This is a genomic window from Thermoanaerobacter sp. RKWS2, from assembly GCF_026240795.1.
GTDB classification, from domain to species: domain Bacteria; phylum Bacillota; class Thermoanaerobacteria; order Thermoanaerobacterales; family Thermoanaerobacteraceae; genus Thermoanaerobacter; species Thermoanaerobacter ethanolicus.
On record NZ_CP110888.1, the window covers coordinates 1,933,586 to 1,954,791 of the forward strand.

Below are 21,206 nucleotides of genomic sequence, written 5' to 3' on the forward strand. Positions count from 1 at the left end.
CTGCCTATGCGCTTTTTTGTTCACGTTCGATTACAGGCAATATACCTTTCTTGTTTTTAAGAAGGTCATAGATAAATAGCCTTCCTTTTTGTGTCCAATATGTGTGCATTACGCTTCTTTCTGCATCAATAGCATGAGTCTTGGACTGCGTGTATCCTTGATCGGCGTACTCCTGATATAAAAGCCAGCAGTTTCCCATTTTGTACTGTACTCCGAGCTCATGAAGCAGCTTATTGAAAGCGCGGCCAGACATTCCGTAATCCTTGGCAATCTTGCTGATCGGCACAAGGCTTTTATTTTGCAATATGAGATCATAATAGCTCGCTTTGGGCTTCAACTCACTGATAATCTGTTTGTTCTTTGCATTCTCTATTTCTAATGCTTTCCGTCTGTCGCGTTCTGCCTTCAGTTCAGAGAAAATCCTGATACCATATTCAGGATTGGAAATCATCTCTTCGATAACTTTATCTGTAGCATAGACTCCATGTTTTCTTATCGTAGGCAGCACTTCATCAAAGACCCATCTCTCAAAGCGTTCGGCTGCAGGAAGTTGGGATTTAACTATCAGTCTGAACAAATCACCTTCAGGAATATAATTTATGTTGATGGTTTTTTCAGGATTTTGCGGATGAGGTACCTCACGTTTTGTTAGGTACTTACAATGATCTATTACTGCCTTGTGTGGGTTACTGTATCCCAGCATCCTTGCACAATCTGTTGCAGGGAAGTATTCCTTTCCATCAATAACGAGTACTTTAAGTTCGCCAAATTCTGTATTCTTAAAAACCTGTAAATTATTCATAACATCAATCCTCCATTTCTTTCATTTCTCCAAAATTTCTCCCTACCGAAGCCTCTGCCACAATAGGTACATCAAATTCAGGGAAGGGTTGTGTTTCCATACACTCTTTTATAAAAACAACTGCTTCGTCCGCCTTGTCTTCCGGTAATTCAAAAACCAGCTCGTCATGTATCTGCAGTATAGGTTTCAGCCAGAGCCTTTCGGGAAGTCCACTGATGATGCGCCCACAGGCAAGCTTTAGAATATCTGCCGCTGTACCTTGAATAGGTGTATTTAATGCGCACCGCTCGGCAAAGGACTTCTTGCCCCAATCTGATGACCGAATTCCTAGCAGGTATCTTCGCCTGCCCAGCCATGTTTCTGTATAGCAGCTTTCAGCTGTACGCTTTTTAACTTCATCTTGCCATCGGACAAGACCGGGGTATCCGGATTTCAAGTTTTGAATGATGGTCTCACATTCGGACAAAGTTGGGTTCAGCCCAGCTTTAAATTTAAGTGTTCTCTGTAAGCCAGTAGGAAACAGGCCATAGAACACACCGAAATTGCAGTTTTTTGCAATGGTCCTGCGCTCTTTATAATGTGGAGCATTTTTGTCTGCTGCCTCTTCAAAAGGAATGCGGTAAATAACAGAAGTGGTCTGAGCATGGATATCACCGCCAGTACGATAGGTTTCCAGCATACGTTTGTCCCTGCAATAAAACGCTCCGACGCGCAGTTCTATCTGTGAAAAGTCAAGGGATAAAATAGCCTTTCCTTCCGGTGCAATAATAAATTTCCGTACGCCTATTGGGTCATTGTCTTTCCGCGGGCAATTCTGCATATTCGGGTTTCTTGACGCAAATCTGCCTGTCTCTGTCCCCAATGGTATAAGGTCCGGATGAATCCTGCCGGTATCCTCATCAATAAATCGAAGATACCCGTCTATATAGGTGGATTTGAGTTTTCCCCACTTGCGGTATTCCTGCACCAGTTCAAATAAGCGAGCAAGTTCAGGCCTGTTGGATTCACACCATCCTTTTAATAGGATCATGGTTTCATCATCGGCAGCTTCCTGATGTTTTGCGGTCGTTTTCATTACCGGAAGACCGAGATCCACAAAAAGATATTTTTTAAATGCTGAAGTTGAAGCATTTGCCCCAATCTCTACATTGCCGATAATTCCGGTAATCTCTTTTCTGATACTGACAATCTTTTCTGCGGCTTCCGCTTGTTTCTTCAGCATGGCTGACTTATCCACCAATATGCCGTTATACTTCATTATCCCGACATATACTGATGTAGGCGATTCTACCTCTTCCACAATAGTTCTGTGTTTGGGTAAAAATCTATCAAACCACTGATTGAAAACATGATACAAGCGAAGAGTGTAGTCGCTGTCAGCACAAGCGTAGCGGACAGTCTTCTCATCCTGAGGGTTCAATTCATCGAAAAACCGACCTTCAGTAACCGTTGAGAATTCTGTCATTTCTGCTTTGCAGAGTGCAGGTGCAAGCGTTTTTAATCCGCTGTCAGCAAGACTTCTGAACTCCCACTTGCTTTTTAATGTAAGTTGTGATGCTGCAATCGTGTCATAGCAAGGCTTTTGAAGGACGATACCTCTTGCGTAAAGGAACATAGACTCAAAAGCCAGATTATGAGCAACTTTTATTACATCTTTTGATTCGAATAGTAATTTCAGATAATCCCATATTGCCGCCTGGTTCTCTGCATTTCGCCCGCTACGATGTTTAAGTGGAACATATATAGCAGTCCCTTCTGATACTGAAAAACTGATTCCTGTAATATCTGCTCTATGAGCATCCAGAGCCGCACTTTTATCGTTCCTCCATTTATCGCGGGGTGACGTTTCAAAGTCGAAAGCAAATAAGACAGTGTTTTTCAGATACTCTTTTATTTCAGACAGCATATAAACACATTTGTATCCCATGCGGTTCTCCTTTCTGCCCTATCGGAGATAGAAGTTACTCTCCGATAGGGCCTTTGATCACTTAAGCGGCTCAGTAATTTCACCTGATTCAGGGTCTACATTTATTACCTCTTCACCGGCAGGTTCAGTATCATGGCCGACTCGGGTACTGAATGCTTTGACCTGCTCGGATAGCTTGGATATCAACACATATTCGTCAGCGGTCAGATCCCGATCTACAGCAAACTGAGCCTGGGAATAGGTGATACCGCTTGAGTTAGTCGCCTTTTTCAATGAAAAGCGGGTAACAACGCTGTTTGATTTTTTGCCTTTTGAAAGCAGCCTTTTGATGTAGCGGGAAAACTCTTTCAACGATCCTGTTGGCAATGAGAGTATCAACGGGAAAATCTCCCCTTCACGCAGTACATATATCCTGCGGCGGTTCTTGCAGGCTTTGCTGCCGTTTTCCCCCGAACCGAACTGATTATATGGGCATTTGGCACAGCTTCCTCCGGGGTCTCCTTCGCCGGTTATACCATCAAAGCTTCCGCAATCCGGTGGGTTACTGCCTCCGGTATACTTGTCCTTGTAGTATGCATAAAGTGGATGATGATAAAGGATTACCGCTGAGAATTCCTTGACAGTATCAGGTTCTCCGGGATTTTCCCCGGGCACTTCGAATACTGTGCTGCCTGCGGACGGGATTTTTATGCGTTCAAAAGTCATGTCAAGACCGTCAAGTTCTGATGCCATTGCCTCGTCAAGATTGAAATTAGCGAGCTGAAGAAAACCTGTATTTTCGTTAATAGTTACGAGTTCATTGTTTTTCATGCTTTTATACCTCCGTAATTATGAATTTGGAATGTAATCTATATCATTGTTCTTTGAAGCATTGTTCTTCGAACAGTTATTCCTTGAACATTGATATTGGAGCATTGCTTTCTGAAGCTATTTACCTTGCTGCTTTCCGCACAGTTACTGTTGTCTTTTCGAAGACATTCACAAGGCCTTTCAGCCAGTCCGGAAGCTCGTCCCCATTCTCCGCAATCTGTTCTTTAACAAATGCTGACAGGGAATTTGCATTTACTGTTTCATAGATGAGTTCTCCAAAGCCTTTACTGCGTAGTGCGTCAAACAGTTCCTCCTTCATGCCTGCGGCAGCACTGGCTCTTGTTGTCGTTGAAAGGCAGAACATTGTTCCTGCTCTTGTGAAGTTTTGCGTCTCACTGCTGATCATCAGCTCAGACAGACGGTATTCGACCTCGTCAATCTCCGCATTTATGCTTTTCAGTTCCTCTTCAACAGCCTTCTTTGCCTCGCGCAGCTCCTTAAGACGGTCAGCAAGTTCAAACATCGCATTATTGCTCACAGCTTTCACCTCCCTCTGGGGCAAAAGGATTTGCTCCTTTGCGGTAGTCGTCTATCAGCATTTTTGCAAGATCTGCCTTATTGCGCAGAGCAGTCAGGATTTTTGAGTCTACAGTACCCTTGGCGATAAGGTAGATATATGTGCAACCGTTCTTTTGTCCAACTCTATGGATACGGGCTTTTGTCTGCTCGAAATTCGACATGGAATAATCAAGGGAGTAAAATACCATTGTGCTTGCAGCGGTTAGTGTAATGCCGAGTCCAGCGGTTGCAATCTGGCCTACAAACACCATGCAGTCAGGATCATATTGAAACCGGTGGACTTGCTCTTGGCGATCCTTAGTTGCACCATAAATACACGCATAACCGATGTTCTTCTTCTCCAGCAACCTGCATATGGCATGAATTTCAGGGATAAACCTTGCTATAACAACCAGCTTATGTCCTTCTTGAATACTGCTTTCAAGGATATCTTCAAGAGCTTTCAACTTGGCATCACTGACTTGCTCGATTTTCCCACCGTCATCGCTTCCGATGAAGCCGCCGGTTAATTGCGAAAGACGAAGCAAGCGTGTCAGTATGTTTGTAGCTGTTACTTCTCCTGCTGACAGCTCAGTATAGCTTTGTTTGACAAGCTCTTTATATTTCTTTAAAGTGACAGGCTCAAGCTCAATATGGCGAATAATATCGGTGGTTTCCGGCAAATCCAGACACTCCGCTTTGGTCGCCCGGAATGCAATGCTGTGAATCCTTTTCATCAAATCCTGTTCCATTGATTTTTTCAGCACTGGCGTATGGTTGCCATAGCCAACCATGTTGAAATACCGGTTTCGGAATGCATAGAAGCTATTTCCAAAGATACGAGGATCAAGAAACTTGTACTGGCTGAATACATCTATGGCTTTGTTGGTTATAACCGTTCCTGTCAGTAGGAGCCGATACTGGGCAAGCAAGCCCAATCGGTGCATTGCTTTTGAAACCGCTGTATTATGAGTTTTAATTTTATGTCCTTCATCGGCGATGATAATGTCAGGATGCCAGTTTGCCAGTTCCTTTTCCATTCTCCATGCAGATTCGTAGTTGACTACCACCACATAGACACCTTCGCCAGTTAAAAATCTTAGCTGTTGGATTTTCTTTTGAATCATGCCATTAAGGACTATAAGCTGATATGGGAAATCTGCGAACCGTTTAAACTCGTCTTCCCACACTCCCAGAATGGAAAGTGGCGCAACAATCAGCACACGTTTTATTCTTCCTGCAGCAAGCAATGCTCCTATAATGGCGATTGAGACAAGAGTTTTCCCGGTGCTTTTCAGCCCATTTCCATCAGGAGCGCTGCACCCCATCCGGAAATGGCAGAAACACCACCACCCTTCAAAAGCCCAAATAGACTGCAGATGAAATTGAAAGCACGAATCTGATGCTTGTATGGTCTGCCCTTTATGGGCATTGGAATTATTGACAGCGTTTTTGCATTGTTCATAGAGTCTTGCATCTTATATCCTCCATCCTTCAATTTTGAGGGTTGGCCAACTCTCTGACTTAATGCTACTTGAATTGTTAAAGCCTGTCTGGACATCTAAAGTCCATGTTTTGGGCAAAAAATAGCCATTATGCAGTAAGGTTTTTGCGCCTTTTTTGCATAATGGCTTAAAATCTCATTATAATAGCCGGTTTAAAATATAAAAAGTTGGACTTCAGAAGTCCAACAATTTTTTTAACTTATCATTTCTTTATATGCCTTTGCACAAAGAGGGGAAAGTCCCAAGGCTTCCAAAACTTCATTGCATTCATATATTGAATGCCCTCTATACGAATGGATAAGCTTTTTATACGCCAATTGCTGTGGAGTGTTATTGAGAGTATATCCGGCAAGCCTTAATATCTCTTCACTGTATGTAGGGCTAAGCTCCAATCCGATGCAGATTGCAACAACAGTTTCTAAAGTTGGATTGTTAAGTTCATTATTTTTTATTCTGTCATATGTTTTTCCTGAAAGCAAAGTCTTTTCTATAAAAACAACCTTATTGTAGCCTTTCCTTTTGATATGTCCGTATACCGCTTGGGAAAATGTCTGGGTTGTACGGCTCAAATGCTGACCTTCCTCGACGAATTCTTCGTGAAACTTCTTTAGCTCTTCTGAACGATTAAATACTTCCATATTATGCTTGTCCGGATTAAATGTCGGCACTCTGTTATAATCCGGTGTAGCTTTACGGAACATTATAGAATCGAGGTATACTACAATGTCCATTTTTGAGGCTTTATTTAATTTTAAATCAAACAGAAGACAGCATTCATCTACATGCAGTTTTGCATAGTCCGTAAGATCAATGCTTCCATTTTCTAACCTTTTAATGTATTTGGAGTCGTTAATAACGTAATGACCGTCAACATAAATAAAATTACCGCTGTCTATAATCTTTGCGAATTCCGGATTTGCATAGTATTCAAAAAAAGAATCACTTAGACTAATACTGTATGTTTGATTCTTATGTAACGAGTCTGCCTTGAATGAATAATTGCTGATAAAATGGTCATCTACGTAGGTATATACACCTTCAACTTCCTTATATCCAAGGTCAAGCATCCTTATTTTGGCTGCTATCCTTGACACCTGGAAGAAGTCAGCTAATTCATACACGACATTTTCCATTATATTTAGCCTGTCGTGAGTACCAAAAAGGAGCTCATTCTTTTTAATTAGCTCCTCAATCTTTTTAATGGTCATTGATTTAGGCATAAGGATGCGAGGTGCTATTCCGTTAGCATGCCATTCCATCCAGTCTTCTGGCGTCCATTGCTTTTTGTATTTAGTTGTTTCGTTTACTCTGCAGCTTATGAGTAAAGCATCGCTGTTATATGTCTTAACTAACTCATGGTATTTTCTATGCTTATACCAGTGAACACACTCATGAATAATGGTATTGTTCATGCACCCTATGTTTCGCATGAAATACACATTAGGATCCACGAGAATTGTTCCTCTTGAAACTTCCAAAGGCTTATATGCTCTTTCATTTCTGTCGTAATATTCTATCGTACAATCTCCAAAAACTATTTGACCGAATATAGTGAAATGCTTTGTTAACTGGATTTCCTTAACCTTAAGCCCCATTCTTTTCACTACTTCGTCTACCGGAATAGGTATAGGAGTACTTAATGCTTCCGGGCAAAATTCACTTAGAAAATCGGTAGCAACATCGTCAAACTGTTCCTTTTCTATAATTGGCACTAGATACTCAGACAGTCGGCCTAATTTGCTTTCTCTGTACTTGTTGTATATTGAAACAGAGTTGATTTGAAAATTCTGAATTCCGTCATCAAGGTCAGCTCTGCAGGAGATACGGAACCATTGTTCTATACCATCAGTCTCGCGATTCCTTCGTACTGTTTCTGCAATTTCAACTTCGGCAGAAACAATTACGTCAAATAAAATACTGTTACCTGGCGAGTCGGTTATGTCTAACGTTATGATGTCAAAATCGGATAATGCTGCTTCATCCGGTGATTGCACATGGTATGAATTGGATTCAAGCTTATCCGGGTTGTCCTCAATATACTCGGACAATTCGTCAAAGATTTCATTATAATACATGTTTGCAATAACATCTCTGAACGAGCTGACACTTGCCATACCGTACCTCCCTGATTACATATCATCATTCTAGACCAAATATTTCCTTATGTAAATTATAGCATGAATTTCGCAAAACACAATAATTAATTTGCGGACTCAAATTTTTATTGTGTTTTAGCTTACTTTATGATATTCTTTATAGCGAGCGAGGTGACAATTATGGCCGTAAGCTATAAAAAGCTATGGAAGCTTCTTATCGATAAAGATATGAAAAAGAAAGATTTAAGAGAAGCGGCTGGTATTAGTACATCTTCTATGGCAAAACTGGGTAAAAACGAAAATGTTACGACCGATGTGCTTGTGAAGATTTGCAAGGCATTAAAGTGTGATATTTCCGATATTATGGAGATTGAGCCAGATGAATAGGTAGCAACAGCTTTTACTTAATAGTTAAGCAACAATGACGCTAATTGAATTATTATGAAAAAACATAAATTAATAAAATTTTTAAAGTGAGGTTATAAAGATGTATAATCAATTTTTTAATACTGTTCTTGAAGTACTAAAACAGGATCAACGTTTTTTTACTGATAACGGGGAATTGCTTCGCAATTCCGTATACGAGGCAGCAATGCAAATGGATTCAAAACTCATTAAATTGCTTTTATCTAACGAAGAAACAAAAAAGCGCTTTTTTGCCGACGTTGAAGGTGTTCTCGTTTTTGATAAAGTCGGCTTCGGTTGGGTTATCAATAATAGGCAATTCTTGCCTGACTCATATACTCGTTATAAAAATAAAATTGGTCTTGTAAATAGCCGGGATGAGTACATATCTACCTCAAAGGATGTTGTACTCGTTTTCCCTTATAAAGATTGCGTTCTTGAAGGAGGACAAACGAAAGAAGATCAAAAGCGTGATGAGATATTCTATAATGAAACACTTGCACCGGATGAAGTGGACAGGCTTCTTTATCCTAAGGTGTTCACAAATGCAAAACGTTATACTGCTGACGGAGAAGAATCGATTACAGAGTTTAAAGATACCGATAACCTTATAATTAAAGGTAACAATCTTCTTGCTATTGCTTCATTATTGAAAAGATATGAAGGCAAAATACAGTGTATTTATATCGACCCACCTTACTATTTTAATGAACGCAAAGAAGATGACTCATTTAAATATAATACCAATTTCAGCTTTTCAACATGGTTAGTCTTTATGAAAAATCGTCTTGAAATTGCCAAAAGACTGCTCGCCAAGGGCGGAACTATTTGGATAAGTATAGGTGAAGATGGAATGCATTATTTGAAAGTGCTTGCAGACGATATTTTCGGAAAAGAACATTTTATTGGTACTATTCCCCGAAGAACCAGACATGGAAAGTCAGATGTTCCTTTTAACTTTTCACAAGATTTTGACTGGTTACTTTGTTACACCAATGTTGATGATAAAAATACCCCTGTTGGTAGAACTGTCGAGCGAAAGTATTATATTACTGATGATTACCCCGGTCAACCATGGCGACTTGCGGATTTAACCAAACAAACTACAGCAAGCGAGAGAGCAAATTCCTATTTTACCATTGTAAATCCAAAAACAGGAGAAGAATATCCGCCAAGTGAAAAAAGGACTTGGTGTATTACGAAAGATACCTTTGATTATTACTATCAAAAAGGGGCAATTGTTTTTCCGGGGGATTACGATTTCCTCAACATAACCAAACCATATATGCGTAAATTTAAAAGCGAAGATGATGCAGCAGGAAAACTATCCGCGGTAATTTCAGATTTTCAAATACAAGATTTTCTTAAAGTATTGTTTGGCGATGCAAAAAACAAAGATGGTAATAACGAAATTGACGCTATGTTCGGACGTGAAGAATTTAGTTACGCAAAACCTGAGAATTTAATAAAAGCTATTATTGAGGTATCAACAAAAGAAAATGATATAGTGCTCGATTTTCATTTAGGCTCCGGTACGACTGCTGCGGTCGCACACAAAATGGGCAGACGCTATATAGGTGTAGAACAAATGGACTACATAGATACTATTACAGTAGGAAGGCTAAAAAAAGTCATTGAAGGAGAACAAGGCGGAATATCCAAAGATGTTAACTGGCAAGGTGGAGGCTCTTTCGTGTATTGCGAGCTTGCAAAACTAAATCAAAAATATGTTGATCGCATACAAATCGCTGAAAATGATAAAGAGCTTGCTGATATTTGGCGTGAAATAAAAAAGACCGGTTTTATAAGCTGTTATGTAAATCCTAAAGACATTAATCCTGAAGCAGAGGATTTTAAATCTCTCTCATTTGAAGAAAAAAAGCGTTTATTTGTGGAGTTGCTAGATAAAAATCAACTTTACGTTAATTACTGTGATATTGATGATGAAGATTATAATATTTCAGACGCTGACAAGGCATTTACAAAAAGCTTTTACGAGGGGGTATAATAGTGTACCTATACGAGCAAATCGAACAAGCAAAGAATTTTGGAGCATACAAAGAATTACCAAAATACATTCCTGATAATCTGAATCCATCTTTTGAATTACGCCCGTATCAAAAAGATGCTTTTTGTAATTTTATAACATATTTTGAAAATGAAGCACTTTGTAGAAAGCCAACACAGACACTTTTTCATATGGCAACCGGTAGTGGAAAAACGCTAATTATGGCAGGACTTATGCTATATCTTTTTAAACAGGGATATAGAAATTTTCTATTTTTTGTAAATCTATCTAATATAGTACAAAAAACATTCTTAAATCGTACTTCATCGAAGTATCTTTTTGCTGATGAAATTAATATTGATGGAGAAAAAGTTAAAATTCGTGAAGTTAATAACTTCCAAGCAAGCGATCCGAATGCGATAAATATTTGCTTTACAACTATACAAGGGCTTCATTCAGATATATGGTTTGTCAAAGAAAACTCTGTTTCTATAGATGATTTTCGTGATAATAAAATAGTTCTTATATCGGACGAAGCCCACCATCTCAATGTTGATACTCGCCGCGGCAACAAAGAAGAAATTGAAAATTATAGGAGCTGGGAAAGTACAGTTAAGAGTATTTTTGAAATGAACAATCAAAATGTATTACTCGAATTTACTGCAACATGTGACCTTGCAAACGAAAATATAAAACGCGAGTATGAGAACAAAATAATATTCGATTATCCTCTAAAAAAATTTAGAGACGATGGATACTCAAAGGAAATACGTACTATGCGTTCTGACATATCAATTATGGAACGAGCATTACAGGCGATAGTATTAAGTCAATACCGCTTAAAAATATTCGAAGATTTTCGCATAAGATGTAAACCAGTCGTTCTATTTAAGGCTAAGACTATTGCTGAAAGCAAAGCGTTTATGAAAGAGTTTATTGATACCATAAAAAATCTGAATGGTTCAGTACTAGAACGACTGGCAGATATTACGGAAATAGATACTATGAAAAAGGTTTATTCGTATTTTGAAAAAAACGGAATAACCTTTGAGCAATTAGCACAAGAACTAAAAGAAGCTTTTGGGGAGGATAAGTGTCTTTCAGTTAACGAAGATGCTGAGGCCGAAAAGAATCAAATAATTGTCAATTCGCTTGAAGATGCTAATAATCCTTACCGAGCAATTTTTGAAGTAAGAAAACTAGATGAAGGTTGGGATGTACTAAATTTGTTTGACATTGTACGTCTTTATGAAACTCGAGATGCCAAGAATGGCATCCCCGGGAAAACGACAATAGCAGAAGCACAGCTTATAGGACGAGGAGCAAGGTATTATCCGTTTAAGTTGGAAGAATGGCAGAATAAATATCAGCGAAAATTCGATAAAGATTTGGATCACCCCCTTCGCATCTGTGAGGAACTATATTATCATTGTCAAAACGAATCTCGTTATATTGCCGAATTATATAGGGCGCTAAAAGAAATTGGTATCGATATGGAAAACACAGTCACTAGAACATATAAATTAAAGGATGAGTTTAAGGCAGATCCGCTTTATCAGCAAGGATATGTATTCTATAATGAAAGACTAATAAAAAGCAGATCAGAAGTTACCGGTCTTTCACCTACTATACGCAATCATACATATGATGTCACTATTGCAACTGGACGAGCAGCTGAGGATACATTAATGTTAGGCGAAGAAGGAACAAAAGAGAGTTCGGTAACAACATACACTAAACATACATCTTTTGCTGAAATAGCGAGGATTAATTATTCGATAGTACATCGAGCTCTTCGTAAGTATGATGTGTTTAAGTTTAATAGACTAAAAAGCTATTTCCCACAATTAAAATCTATTAACCAATTTATCTTTGACGATAAGTATCTTGGAAATGTAAAAATAGATATTACATCAAGATATGAGGATCCTTCACCTGCTATCCTTTATGTGGCTTGCGTCAATGTTTTGAAAAAAATAGCTACTTCAATCTCTAATATTGAAGAAACTTATGAAGGTTCTAAAACATTCATGGCAAAATATATCCGAGAGGTATTTAAAGATAAGCGGGTAAATTATACTAATCCTACCGATGGAGGCTTAGGTGTTTCACAAAACGATAATACTGTTCCTATGGCCTGGAAACTTGATTTATCTAAAGAAGATTGGTTTGTGTTTGAAGATAACTATGGAACATCGGAAGAAAAAGCATTTATTGCGTATTTTAAGCAGTATGTCGATAAACTAAAAGCTAAGTATGATAAAGTTTATCTAATACGAAATGAACGTCAATTAGCAATATATTCTTTTGATGGTGGTGAACGCTTCGAACCAGATTATCTATTATTTTTACATTCGCCTAAAGTTAATGGGTATGAGCAACTACAGATATTTATTGAGCCGAAAGGTACCCACCTTGTCAAAAATGATAGTTGGAAAGAAGATTTTTTATTGCAACTTGAGTCAAATGCGATTCCTATAGTTAAATTTGCAGACGACAATAATTACAGGATTTGGGGATTCCATTTCTTTAACAGGGATTTAAGACGTAAAGAGTTTGATGAAGATATGAACCGACTTTTATAATATATCGCATTGATATAAGTTATTGATAAGTTTTTATTTGATTTACATCCATCCTGTATCCTCAACCCCCTGTAAAAAAGGTGGTTATCTAATCTGGTAACTCAACTATTAATTTTCAGGGTGGTTGATATGTTCCCGCAAACAATAAAAATAAGGGTTTCCTGACATTGCCACATCCGGCAGATCGGCCTCGAGAAAAACTAAATGTCTGGAAGCCCTTTATTTACAAGCTTTTCAGTTTTTTATTTTTCAACTCTTGACATCAATGTCACGCACTCAACGTGATAGGTATGAGGAAACATGTCTACACATTTTACTTTTTTCACTTTATATACATCTTCACTGAGGGTTTTTAAATCCCTTACAAGAGATTCAGGATTACACGAAACATACACTATTTTTTCAGCGTTAAATTTCACAATGTCTTCAAGCGCTTTTGGATTGATTCCAGACCTTGGGGGGTCTACAATTACTACATCAGGTTTTTCTTTTATCTCCTTTAACTTTTGAGATACATCGCCAGCAATAAAAGTGCAATTTTCAAGGCCGTTTAGCTCAGCATTTTTTCTTGCTGACATAACTGCTTCTTCTACTAGTTCTATCCCAATTACCTTTTTAGCCATTGGAGCCATAATTATGCCTATGGTTCCTGTACCAGAGTACAAATCAAAAACTATTTTGTCAGATACATCTCCTGCAAATTCCCTCACTGTCTCATAAAGTTTTTCTGCTCCGTATGAATTAGTTTGAAAAAAAGAAAATGCACTTATTTTAAATTTTAAATCCAAAATCTCTTCTATGAGATAATCTCTTCCATATAACACTTCCAATCTTTCGCATACTACAGCATCTGACCAGGAATCGTTTTGAGTATGTAGTACACCTACAAGCCGACTTTCAAAATTCGCATTTTTATATCTTTCAATAAGCTCTGTAAAGTCATGTTGCAACTGTGTTGTCGTCACAATGTTTAACAAAATCTCTCCTGATTTTGATGCCTTTCTCACAACCAAATGTCTCAAAAAACCTTCATGAGTCTTTTTGTCATAAAAAGGAAGTCCTTTTTTATTGCATAATCAAAAGTAAGATTTAAAGCTTTGAGAAAATCATCTTCAACAATATTACATTTGTCTGTCATGATTACCTCATAAAATCGACCTTTTCTATGAAGTCCTAACGCCGCATTGCCTTCTTTATCTTTTCCAAAAGTGTATTCCATTTTATTCCTATAACCATGCTCTTTAGGACTTTTTACAATACCTAAAAATTCGTACTCTGTTATTCCTTCTTTTTCAAAAAGCTTTTTCAAAATATCTTCTTTTATCTTAAGTTGATCTTGATAGCTAACATTTTGATAAGTACAGCCGCCACAATCTCCAAAGTGAGGGCAAAGGCTTTGCTTCTCCAAAGTAGAATTCTCTATTACCTCTACTATTTCGCCTTCTACCATATCCTTTTTTACTTTTTTAACTTTTGCCTTTATTTTTTGCCCCAAAAGTGCTCCTTTTATTTTTACTTTTTTCCCCTCAAAATAGCCTATCCCAAATCCACCAAATTCCATCTCTTTTACGTCAACTGTGATAACATCGTTTTTTCTCACTGTCATTCCTCCTTTGCTATCTAGATTATACCTTATTTTGCTCAATAATTCTAATATTACTTATTAAAATGTTTTCATCAAAAAATAAAATAACCTTTACATAATTTTAATAACGTTGTATACTAATACTGGGTGAGAGAGTGAGAGAGTGAAAGAGTGAGAAAGGATGAAGAATTAAAGTGTTTATAAACAACCTAACAGTTGCAAAAGGAGCCATAGTATTGTCTCTTTCCTCAAATAGAGAGGAAGAAGAAGAAATCAAAAAACTTCTCTTAGAAAAAGGTTACAAATGCGCTGTAACAGAGCTGGGAGGTAAAAGTAGCGAATTCAATGAAAAAATAGTCTCTGCAGTGGTAGGAGCAGCTTTAAACAATAATGTAATTGAAAAAAATCCAACTTCTATGCACGCCCTCTTACATGCTACAATTGAAGCTGTAAAATCCTTATCCTTGACTTTGCCCTTAGACGTAAGCCTTATGATGAAAATTGCAGTTGTAGCAGATAATACTTGGATTGCAGTTTCAATGTTTGGAAAATCAGCTTTACATCCTCTCACAAATCATGAAAGGTTGGGTTTTGGAATAATGCACTTATAAAGTACATAAGGGGAGACAGAGGGAAAGAGTCATAATACTATGGCTCTTTTATTTTTTCAGGAGGTGAAATAATGGTACCAGATACAGTTTTAGGAGCTATTTATTTGTCAATCATAGACATGGTTTTGTTGTCAATGCTTCTGTTAGTAATTGGTGCTATATTATCAAAGATATTTCCGTTATTTAGTAAAATCGAAAAATTTATTAACAAAAAATAAGGAGTGACACAAATGGAGCTTCTGTTAAAACTATTTAATGATATGATACAAACTACCGGTCTTGTTCATTTAACTTGGGGTAATGTGTTTTTAATATTGGTAGGTATATTCCTCATATACTTAGCTATTGTAAAAAAATATGAGCCATTTTTACTCCTTCCAATAGGTTTTGGCAGTATTGTAGCAAACATACCAGCTACTGATTTATTGGAACCTGGGGGACTCATACACTTTTTTTACTTAGGGGTTGAAAAGGTTATCTATCCTCCCCTTATCTTCCTCGGCGTAGGTGCCATGACGGACTTTGGGCCTATGATTGCAAATCCTAGTTTAATGATTTTAGGTGCTTTTGCCCATATAGGAATATTTATAGCATTAATAGGCGCGAAACTTTTAGGTTTTAGTATATTTGAAGCGGGGGCTATAGGGATTATTGGCGGTGCAGATGGACCAATGGCAATTTACGTAACTCAAAAATTAGCTCCCCACCTTATGGCTCAAATATCTGTCGCTGCGTATTCTTATATGGCGTTAATGCCTTTAATACAACCTCCTATCATGAGGTTACTTACTACAAAAGAGGAAAGGCAAATAATGATGAAACAGATGAGACCCGTTTCAAAAACAGAAAAAATCGCCTTTCCTATTGTAATAACTGTTTTAATAGATTTACTACTTCCTCCAATTGCTCCTCTTATAACAATGTTGATGTTAGGAAATCTTTTAAAAGAGTCGGGAGTTGTAGATAGGCTTGCAAAAACAGTCAGTGGAGAATTTATGAACGTAATTACGATATTATTAGGAGTCTCCATAGGCTCCACCATGAAAGCAGACACTTTTTTGACCATTAAGACATTAGAGATAGTCACCTTAGGGCTTATCGCTTTTATGACAGGAACAGCTGGAGGTGTACTGGGAGCAAAATTTTTAAATAAACTTTCTGGTGGAAAAATAAATCCTCTTGTTGGCTCTGCAGGTATAGCTTCTGTTCCAATAGCTGCGAGAGTGTCCCACTCTGTAGCCATAAAAGAAAATCCTTACAACTTTTTAATAATGCACGCCATGGGGCCAAACCTTGCCGGAGTTTTTGGAACGGCAATAGCAGGTGGAATAATGCTTGTACTATTAGGAGTTCATTAAAACAGCCAAAATGGCTGTTTTTTTATTGTATCACAAAGATATATGCAAGAATATTATATTAGTAAATATATAGATTTGGGAGGTTTAAAAATGTACGACTATAATCCTTATGTACAAGATTATGCTTTTCCTCCTCTAAAGCTTGCACAGGCTTATGTGCCTTTACAGAAGTATGTATCTCTTTATCCTCCGGAAGAAGCCATTAAAAAAGGCACTGTCTTTCCTGAACTTGATATGCCTTATGTAGGCGAAAAAATGAGGTGATAAAATGGATGGCAATCAAATATCTATGCTTAAGAAAATCATGGAAATAGAGTTTACCTGCATAGATTTGAATCTATATTTAGACACTCATCCCGAGGACCAAAAAGCTCTTCAAGACTACAACTATTATTCTAATCAATTGTCTATGCTAAAACAGCAATATGAACAATTTTACGGGCCCTTGATGGTTTTTGGTCATTCACAAAGTCAATATCCTTGGAAATGGGTAGATGACCCATGGCCTTGGGAAATAGAATATTGAGGAGGACTTTGCTATGTGGGTTTATGAAAAGAAACTACAATATCCTGCTAAAGTATGCAAACCAGATGTAAAAATGGCAAAATACCTCATCGCCCAATATGGAGGCCCTGATGGAGAATTGGCAGCCGCTTTAAGATATCAAACTCAGCGATTCGTCATGCCTACAGGAAAAGCAAAAGCAGTTTTGACAGACATTGCTACAGAAGAATTAGCACACCTTGAAATAATAGCAACTCTTGTTTTCAAGCTTTTAAAGGGAGTACCAGTAGAAATATTAAAAAGAGAAGGATTAGGGGAATACTATACAGAACATGATAGAGGCCTATTCTATGCAGATACAACAGGAATATTATGGACCGCCGCCTATATCCAGGCTAAAGGAGATGCAATCGCTGATCTACACGAAGATATGGCAGCCGAAGAAAAAGCAAGAGCAACTTATGAACATTTAATAAATCTCACAGATGACCCTTGTGTAAAAGATACTCTAAGGTTTTTGAGAGAAAGGGAGATTGTACACTTTCAAAGATTTGGAGAAACTTTAGTACAGGTAAGAGAATATATGGAAAGTAAAAAATTCTTTTAAAAAAGTAGATGTATGTCTATTGGCATACATCTACCCATTTTCCTTCTACTATTTTATCAAGGTCTTCGACTTTTATGGTAGCAGCAGCATTTGTATCACCAGCTGCAGGATATACTACCTCATAATTTTTTAAAGACACATCATAATATACTTCAACCGGATTTTTCAGCCCATAAGGACAAACGCCACCAACAGGATGCCCTGTAACTTCTAACACTTCTTCCGGGGATGCCATTTTTGCTTTTGTTTTAAAAGTATCTTTAAATTTTTTATTGTCTATTTTCCTATCTCCTGCTGTTATAATCATAATATATTTATCTTTTAATCTAAAAAGCATAGACTTTGCTATTTCCCCAGGAGTTACCCCTAAAGATTTAGCTGCTTTTTCCACAGTGCTTGTATCTTCAAAAATTTTTATTTTAATATCATATCCTTTCTCTTTAAAAAACTCTTTCACCGCTTCTACTGACACCTCTACACCACCTTTAAATACCACAAGTTTTACATAAAAGAGCATTTTTTAAGAAAAACTTATCAGCAATTTTAACTGCATCTTGAGCCGTTTTTCCGTAATAATCTGCTCCAATCTTATAGGCATATTCCTCAGTCAAAACAGCCCCGCCTACCATTATTTTCACATCAGTATTTGCTTTAAGCAGTTTGATAATTTTCTCCATATTAAACAAAGTTGTCGTCATCAAAGCACTTAGACCTACTAACGGTGCCCCTGTTCGCTTTACTTCCTCTAATATCACTTCTCCTTTGACATCTTTTCCTAAGTCAATTACATCATATCCATAGTTTTCAAGCAAAACTTTTACTATATTTTTTCCTATATCATGTACATCTCCTTCAACTGTAGCAAGTATTATTTTGCCTTTAGATACTGAACCTTTTGGAAGCTTTTCTTTTATTATCTTAAAAGCGCTTTGCACCACTTCTGCAGAGCTCAAAAGTTGTGGCAAGAAATATATGCCTTTTTCATATCTATCTCCCACTTCTTTTAAGGCAGGAATTATTATGTTATCAACTATAGAAAGAGGCTGAACTTCCTCCTCTAAAATATTTTTTACTATATCTTCTACTCCTGACTTTTTGCCTTCTAAAATCTGGATATAGAGTTTTGATTTTAAATCTTCTTCTTGAATTTTTTGTTGTTCTTTCTCTTTGATCTCCTCTTTTTGCTTTTTCCCATATATATTCAGATAATTCACACTGCCTTTATCTTTATTTAGTAAAACCATTGATGCCCTCAAAGTGTCCATCATGGCTTCATCGCAGGGATTTATAATAGCAGTAGTAAGCCCATAAGATGCTGCCATTGCTAAAAAAGTAGAGTTTATCAACCTTCTTTCAGGTAAACCAAAGGAAACATTGCTAAGTCCCACAACAGTATTTGCTCCTAACTCTTCTTTAGCCAATTTTATCGCTTCTAAAGTCTCAATTGCGGCCTCCTGCTCAGAAGAAACCGTCAGCACAATACAATCTATCAATATGTCCTCTTTAGGTATGCCATACTCTTCCGCTTTTTTTATAATTTTTTTCGCATTTTCAATTCTTTCATGCCTATCTTTGGGAAGCCCTTTATCTCCTACAGTAAGTCCTACAACACAAGCTCCGTATTTTTTGACAATAGGAAGCACTTCTTTTAAACTTTCCTCTTTTGCACTTACAGAGTTGATTATGGGTCTACCTCTTAAAATTCTTATAGCTTTTTCTACAGCTTTAATATTAGTGCTATCTATTTGAAGAGGAATGTCTACCACATTTTGTATTTCAGAAACTACTTTAGGAAGTAATTCTTCTTCGTTTACCCCAGGAACTCCCACATTTACATCCAATATTTCCGCTCCGCATTTTTGCTGTTTTATAGCTTCCTCTACTGCTAAACTCACATTTCCCGCCAAAAAAGCCTCACTTAACTTCTTTTTTCCAGTAGGATTTATACGTTCCCCTATAACCCTTAAAAGATAATTTTCACCTATGAAAACTGTTTTTGTATTGGAAGCTACAGCTGTAAATTTGTTGACTTTGACTTTTGGCTTTAAATCTTTTACAGCTTTTTTAACAAGTTTTATATAGTGAGGAGTAGTACCGCAGCACCCTCCCACTATAGAAGCGCCTTTTTCAACAAGTAAAGGAAAGAAACTAGCAAATTCTTCTGGTTTTAAGTCGTAAACTGTTTTGCCGTCGCGAATGACAGGCATACCTGCATTAGGTTGTGCAATAATAGGTATGCGAGAAACTTGAGACATTTTTTCCACTACACTTACCATTTTATCGGGGCCTGTCGAGCAGTTAACGCCAATGGCATCTAATCCTAACCCTTGTAAACTAACTACTACAGTTATAGGGTCTGACCCCATGAGAGTCCTTCCATCTTCTTGAAAAGTCATTGTACATATAACTTTCATGTTTGAATTCTCTTTAGCAGCAAGAATGGCAGCTTTTGCCTCCAGCATATCTGACATTGTTTCAATTAAAACAATATCTGCTCCCGCTCTTTCTGCAGCTATAACTACTTCTTTAAAAACATCATAAGCTTCGTCAAAAGTCATGTCTCCATAAGGGGTCAAAAGTTCTCCAATAGGTCCTATAGAAAGTGCCACAGGTTTATCTTTGGAAGCTTCTTTGGCAATTTTGACAGCCTGAGTGACAATATTGAAAACCTCATTTTCCAGTCCATATTTTGCTAATTTTATCCTGTTAGCGCCAAAGGTATTTGTCTCAATCACATCCGCTCCTGCTTCTATATAGGACCTGTGGATATCAAATACTACTTCTGGATGGGTTATATTCATATATTCGGGACACTCTCCAGTTTTTAAACCCCTCTCTTGAAGTTGTGTCCCCATTGCTCCATCAAAAACAATCACTCTATTTGAAAGTTCTTTAAAAATGTCTAACATTTTTAACCTCCATTTAATTCATCTGTACGTTATTTTCTGCAAAATCACAGACTAAATCATCGACTCTTGAAATTATTTCTAACACAACATTTGTACTCCCTAAAGGCATAATGTGAATTCCTGCAACTTCACTGCGTATCCGCTTTATAAACTCTACAGCTATGTTTATTCCCTCTTCTCTTCCTCCATCCTTTAGCCTTTCTAAAACTTTTTCTGGAATATCTATACCTGGCACTTTTTCATTTAAATTGACTGCCATTTTATAGCTTTTAAGAGGTAATATGCCTATCAAAAGTGGTACATTGAAATTTTTAATCTTTTCAATAAACTTAAATAAAATTTCCTCATCATAAACCGGTTGTGTTTGAATAAATTCTGCCCCTGCCTCTATCTTAACTTTAAGCTTCTCTAGTGCTTCATCCCTTAAATCATTTGGATTTGCAGTCGTACCGGCGCAAAATTCTGTTGGGGAATCTAATTTATTTCCATTGTAATCATAACCTCTATTAAAAGCACTGATAATCTTTAAAAGCCCAACAGAATCTACATCATATACCCCTTTAGCCTGAGGAGTATCTCCACGGGAAGGTTCATCTCCTGTCAAGGCTAGTATGTTTCTCACACCTAACGCATAAGCTCCTAAGAGCTCTGACTGAAGGCCTATCAGATTTCTGTCTCTACAGGTCAAATGAAAAATAGCTTCAATGTTTAAGTGGTCTTGTAAAAGGTGAGCGACTGCTATAGGACTCATCCGCATATTCGCCATAGGACAGTCCGTTATATTTAAGGCATCTACAATGCCTTTTAATTTTCTCGCTTCTTCAATAGTTTTCGTTATATCTACCCCTTTTGGCGTAGAAATTTCTGCTGTCACAACAAACTTCCTTTTCTTAAGTTTAGTACACAAATTTTCATTTTTCAACATCTACATCGCC

At 37.4% G+C, this 21,206-nt stretch carries 17 protein-coding genes and 2 pseudogenes; 9 read left to right on the plus strand and 10 right to left on the minus strand.

Translation table 11 applies throughout. From position 1 onward, the window contains the following. Positions 1–4 precede the first annotated feature (4 nt). The 6 genes and pseudogenes from OEI98_RS10305 to OEI98_RS10335 form a co-directional block, all read right to left on the minus strand. Positions 5–802, minus strand: a complete 798-nt coding sequence (locus OEI98_RS10305) for a phage antirepressor (protein ID WP_004400049.1) — start codon at positions 800–802, stop codon at positions 5–7. Between the two features lie 4 nt (positions 803–806). Next, complete coding sequence (locus OEI98_RS10310) at positions 807–2,729, minus strand: bifunctional 3'-5' exonuclease/DNA polymerase (protein ID WP_004400048.1); 1,923 nt, start codon at positions 2,727–2,729, stop codon at positions 807–809. 57 nt (positions 2,730–2,786) lie between these two features. Continuing rightward, a complete protein-coding gene (locus OEI98_RS10315; protein WP_004400047.1) occupies positions 2,787–3,539 on the minus strand; it encodes a hypothetical protein in 753 nt (250 codons plus the stop codon). A gap of 121 nt (positions 3,540–3,660) precedes the next feature. After that, positions 3,661–4,062, minus strand: a complete 402-nt coding sequence (locus OEI98_RS10320; RefSeq protein ID WP_180367002.1) for a hypothetical protein — start codon at positions 4,060–4,062, stop codon at positions 3,661–3,663. Between the two features lie 4 nt (positions 4,063–4,066). Next, positions 4,067–5,529: pseudogene (locus tag OEI98_RS10325) on the minus strand (DEAD/DEAH box helicase). Between the two features lie 267 nt (positions 5,530–5,796). Beyond that, positions 5,797–7,716, minus strand: a complete 1,920-nt coding sequence (locus tag OEI98_RS10335; RefSeq protein ID WP_004400045.1) for an ImmA/IrrE family metallo-endopeptidase — start codon at positions 7,714–7,716, stop codon at positions 5,797–5,799. A 162-nt stretch (positions 7,717–7,878) separates the two neighbouring features. Here OEI98_RS10335 and OEI98_RS10340 point away from each other — a divergent pair, with 162 nt between their 5' ends. From OEI98_RS10340 to OEI98_RS10350, 3 genes are all read left to right on the plus strand, one after another. Further along, positions 7,879–8,085, plus strand: a complete 207-nt coding sequence (locus OEI98_RS10340; protein WP_004400044.1) for a helix-turn-helix domain-containing protein — start codon at positions 7,879–7,881, stop codon at positions 8,083–8,085. 100 nt (positions 8,086–8,185) lie between these two features. Continuing rightward, a complete protein-coding gene (locus OEI98_RS10345) occupies positions 8,186–10,111 on the plus strand; it encodes a DNA methyltransferase (RefSeq protein WP_004400043.1) in 1,926 nt (641 codons plus the stop codon). Between the two features lie 2 nt (positions 10,112–10,113). Further along, on the plus strand, positions 10,114–12,696 hold the full coding sequence (locus tag OEI98_RS10350; RefSeq protein ID WP_004400042.1) for a DEAD/DEAH box helicase family protein: 2,583 nt from the start codon (positions 10,114–10,116) through the stop codon (positions 12,694–12,696). 242 nt (positions 12,697–12,938) lie between these two features. Here OEI98_RS10350 and rlmD read toward each other — a convergent pair. Further along, a pseudogene (gene rlmD / locus OEI98_RS10355) lies at positions 12,939–14,302 on the minus strand (23S rRNA (uracil(1939)-C(5))-methyltransferase RlmD). 173 nt (positions 14,303–14,475) lie between these two features. On the opposite strand from rlmD, the gene OEI98_RS10360 reads away from it, so the two are divergent. The 6 genes from OEI98_RS10360 to OEI98_RS10385 all read left to right on the plus strand — a co-directional run bounded on the left by OEI98_RS10360 (position 14,476) and on the right by OEI98_RS10385 (position 17,362). Next, complete coding sequence (locus tag OEI98_RS10360; RefSeq protein WP_003870937.1) at positions 14,476–14,892, plus strand: HutP family protein; 417 nt, start codon at positions 14,476–14,478, stop codon at positions 14,890–14,892. A gap of 71 nt (positions 14,893–14,963) precedes the next feature. Continuing rightward, positions 14,964–15,110 carry a hypothetical protein gene (locus OEI98_RS10365; protein ID WP_004400040.1) on the plus strand — a complete coding sequence of 49 codons (147 nt, stop codon included), beginning with the start codon at positions 14,964–14,966 and terminating at the stop codon, positions 15,108–15,110. A gap of 12 nt (positions 15,111–15,122) precedes the next feature. Further along, positions 15,123–16,250 (plus strand): sodium ion-translocating decarboxylase subunit beta, encoded by a 1,128-nt coding sequence (locus OEI98_RS10370; protein ID WP_004400039.1) that lies wholly within the window; start codon positions 15,123–15,125, stop codon positions 16,248–16,250. A gap of 90 nt (positions 16,251–16,340) precedes the next feature. Next, the gene (locus tag OEI98_RS10375) at positions 16,341–16,514 is read left to right on the plus strand and encodes a spore coat associated protein CotJA (RefSeq protein WP_003868343.1); all 174 of its coding nucleotides are present in this window, start codon (positions 16,341–16,343) and stop codon (positions 16,512–16,514) included. Positions 16,515–16,518: 4 nt separating this feature from the next. Then, the gene (locus OEI98_RS10380; protein WP_004400038.1) at positions 16,519–16,776 is read left to right on the plus strand and encodes a spore coat protein CotJB; all 258 of its coding nucleotides are present in this window, start codon (positions 16,519–16,521) and stop codon (positions 16,774–16,776) included. A gap of 13 nt (positions 16,777–16,789) precedes the next feature. Continuing rightward, a complete protein-coding gene (locus OEI98_RS10385; protein WP_266037732.1) occupies positions 16,790–17,362 on the plus strand; it encodes a manganese catalase family protein in 573 nt (190 codons plus the stop codon). 16 nt (positions 17,363–17,378) lie between these two features. On the opposite strand, the gene OEI98_RS10390 is transcribed toward OEI98_RS10385, so the two are convergent. From OEI98_RS10390 to OEI98_RS10400, 3 genes are read right to left on the minus strand one after another with little or no spacing between them, the layout of a single operon-like run. Then, positions 17,379–17,879, minus strand: coding sequence for a YbaK/EbsC family protein (locus OEI98_RS10390; protein ID WP_006569951.1), 501 nt, complete (start codon positions 17,877–17,879; stop codon positions 17,379–17,381). Continuing rightward, positions 17,848–20,271, minus strand: coding sequence for a homocysteine S-methyltransferase family protein (locus tag OEI98_RS10395; protein ID WP_074592877.1), 2,424 nt, complete (start codon positions 20,269–20,271; stop codon positions 17,848–17,850). Before OEI98_RS10395 ends, OEI98_RS10390 begins: the two co-directional genes overlap by 32 nt. Before the next feature lie 13 nt (positions 20,272–20,284). Continuing rightward, complete coding sequence (locus OEI98_RS10400) at positions 20,285–21,196, minus strand: methylenetetrahydrofolate reductase (RefSeq protein WP_004400036.1); 912 nt, start codon at positions 21,194–21,196, stop codon at positions 20,285–20,287. Between the last annotated feature and the right edge of the window lie 10 nt (positions 21,197–21,206).

Excerpts from the sequence above, each read along its gene's own strand:
- OEI98_RS10305 (WP_004400049.1), bottom strand. The coding sequence starts at position 802 with ATGAATAATTTACAGGTTTTTAAGAATACAGAATTTGGCGAACTTAAA.
- OEI98_RS10310 (WP_004400048.1), bottom strand. The coding sequence starts at position 2,729 with ATGGGATACAAATGTGTTTATATGCTGTCTGAAATAAAAGAGTATCTG.
- OEI98_RS10315 (WP_004400047.1), bottom strand. The coding sequence starts at position 3,539 with ATGAAAAACAATGAACTCGTAACTATTAACGAAAATACAGGTTTTCTT.
- OEI98_RS10320 (WP_180367002.1), bottom strand. The coding sequence starts at position 4,062 with ATGTTTGAACTTGCTGACCGTCTTAAGGAGCTGCGCGAGGCAAAGAAG.
- OEI98_RS10335 (WP_004400045.1), bottom strand. The coding sequence starts at position 7,716 with ATGGCAAGTGTCAGCTCGTTCAGAGATGTTATTGCAAACATGTATTAT.
- OEI98_RS10340 (WP_004400044.1), top strand. The coding sequence starts at position 7,879 with ATGGCCGTAAGCTATAAAAAGCTATGGAAGCTTCTTATCGATAAAGAT.
- OEI98_RS10345 (WP_004400043.1), top strand. The coding sequence starts at position 8,186 with ATGTATAATCAATTTTTTAATACTGTTCTTGAAGTACTAAAACAGGAT.
- OEI98_RS10365 (WP_004400040.1), top strand. The coding sequence starts at position 14,964 with ATGGTACCAGATACAGTTTTAGGAGCTATTTATTTGTCAATCATAGAC.
- OEI98_RS10370 (WP_004400039.1), top strand. The coding sequence starts at position 15,123 with ATGGAGCTTCTGTTAAAACTATTTAATGATATGATACAAACTACCGGT.
- OEI98_RS10375 (WP_003868343.1), top strand. The coding sequence starts at position 16,341 with ATGTACGACTATAATCCTTATGTACAAGATTATGCTTTTCCTCCTCTA.
- OEI98_RS10380 (WP_004400038.1), top strand. The coding sequence starts at position 16,519 with ATGGATGGCAATCAAATATCTATGCTTAAGAAAATCATGGAAATAGAG.
- OEI98_RS10385 (WP_266037732.1), top strand. The coding sequence starts at position 16,790 with ATGTGGGTTTATGAAAAGAAACTACAATATCCTGCTAAAGTATGCAAA.
- OEI98_RS10390 (WP_006569951.1), bottom strand. The coding sequence starts at position 17,879 with ATGCTCTTTTATGTAAAACTTGTGGTATTTAAAGGTGGTGTAGAGGTG.
- OEI98_RS10395 (WP_074592877.1), bottom strand. The coding sequence starts at position 20,271 with ATGTTAGACATTTTTAAAGAACTTTCAAATAGAGTGATTGTTTTTGAT.
- OEI98_RS10400 (WP_004400036.1), bottom strand. The coding sequence starts at position 21,196 with ATGTTGAAAAATGAAAATTTGTGTACTAAACTTAAGAAAAGGAAGTTT.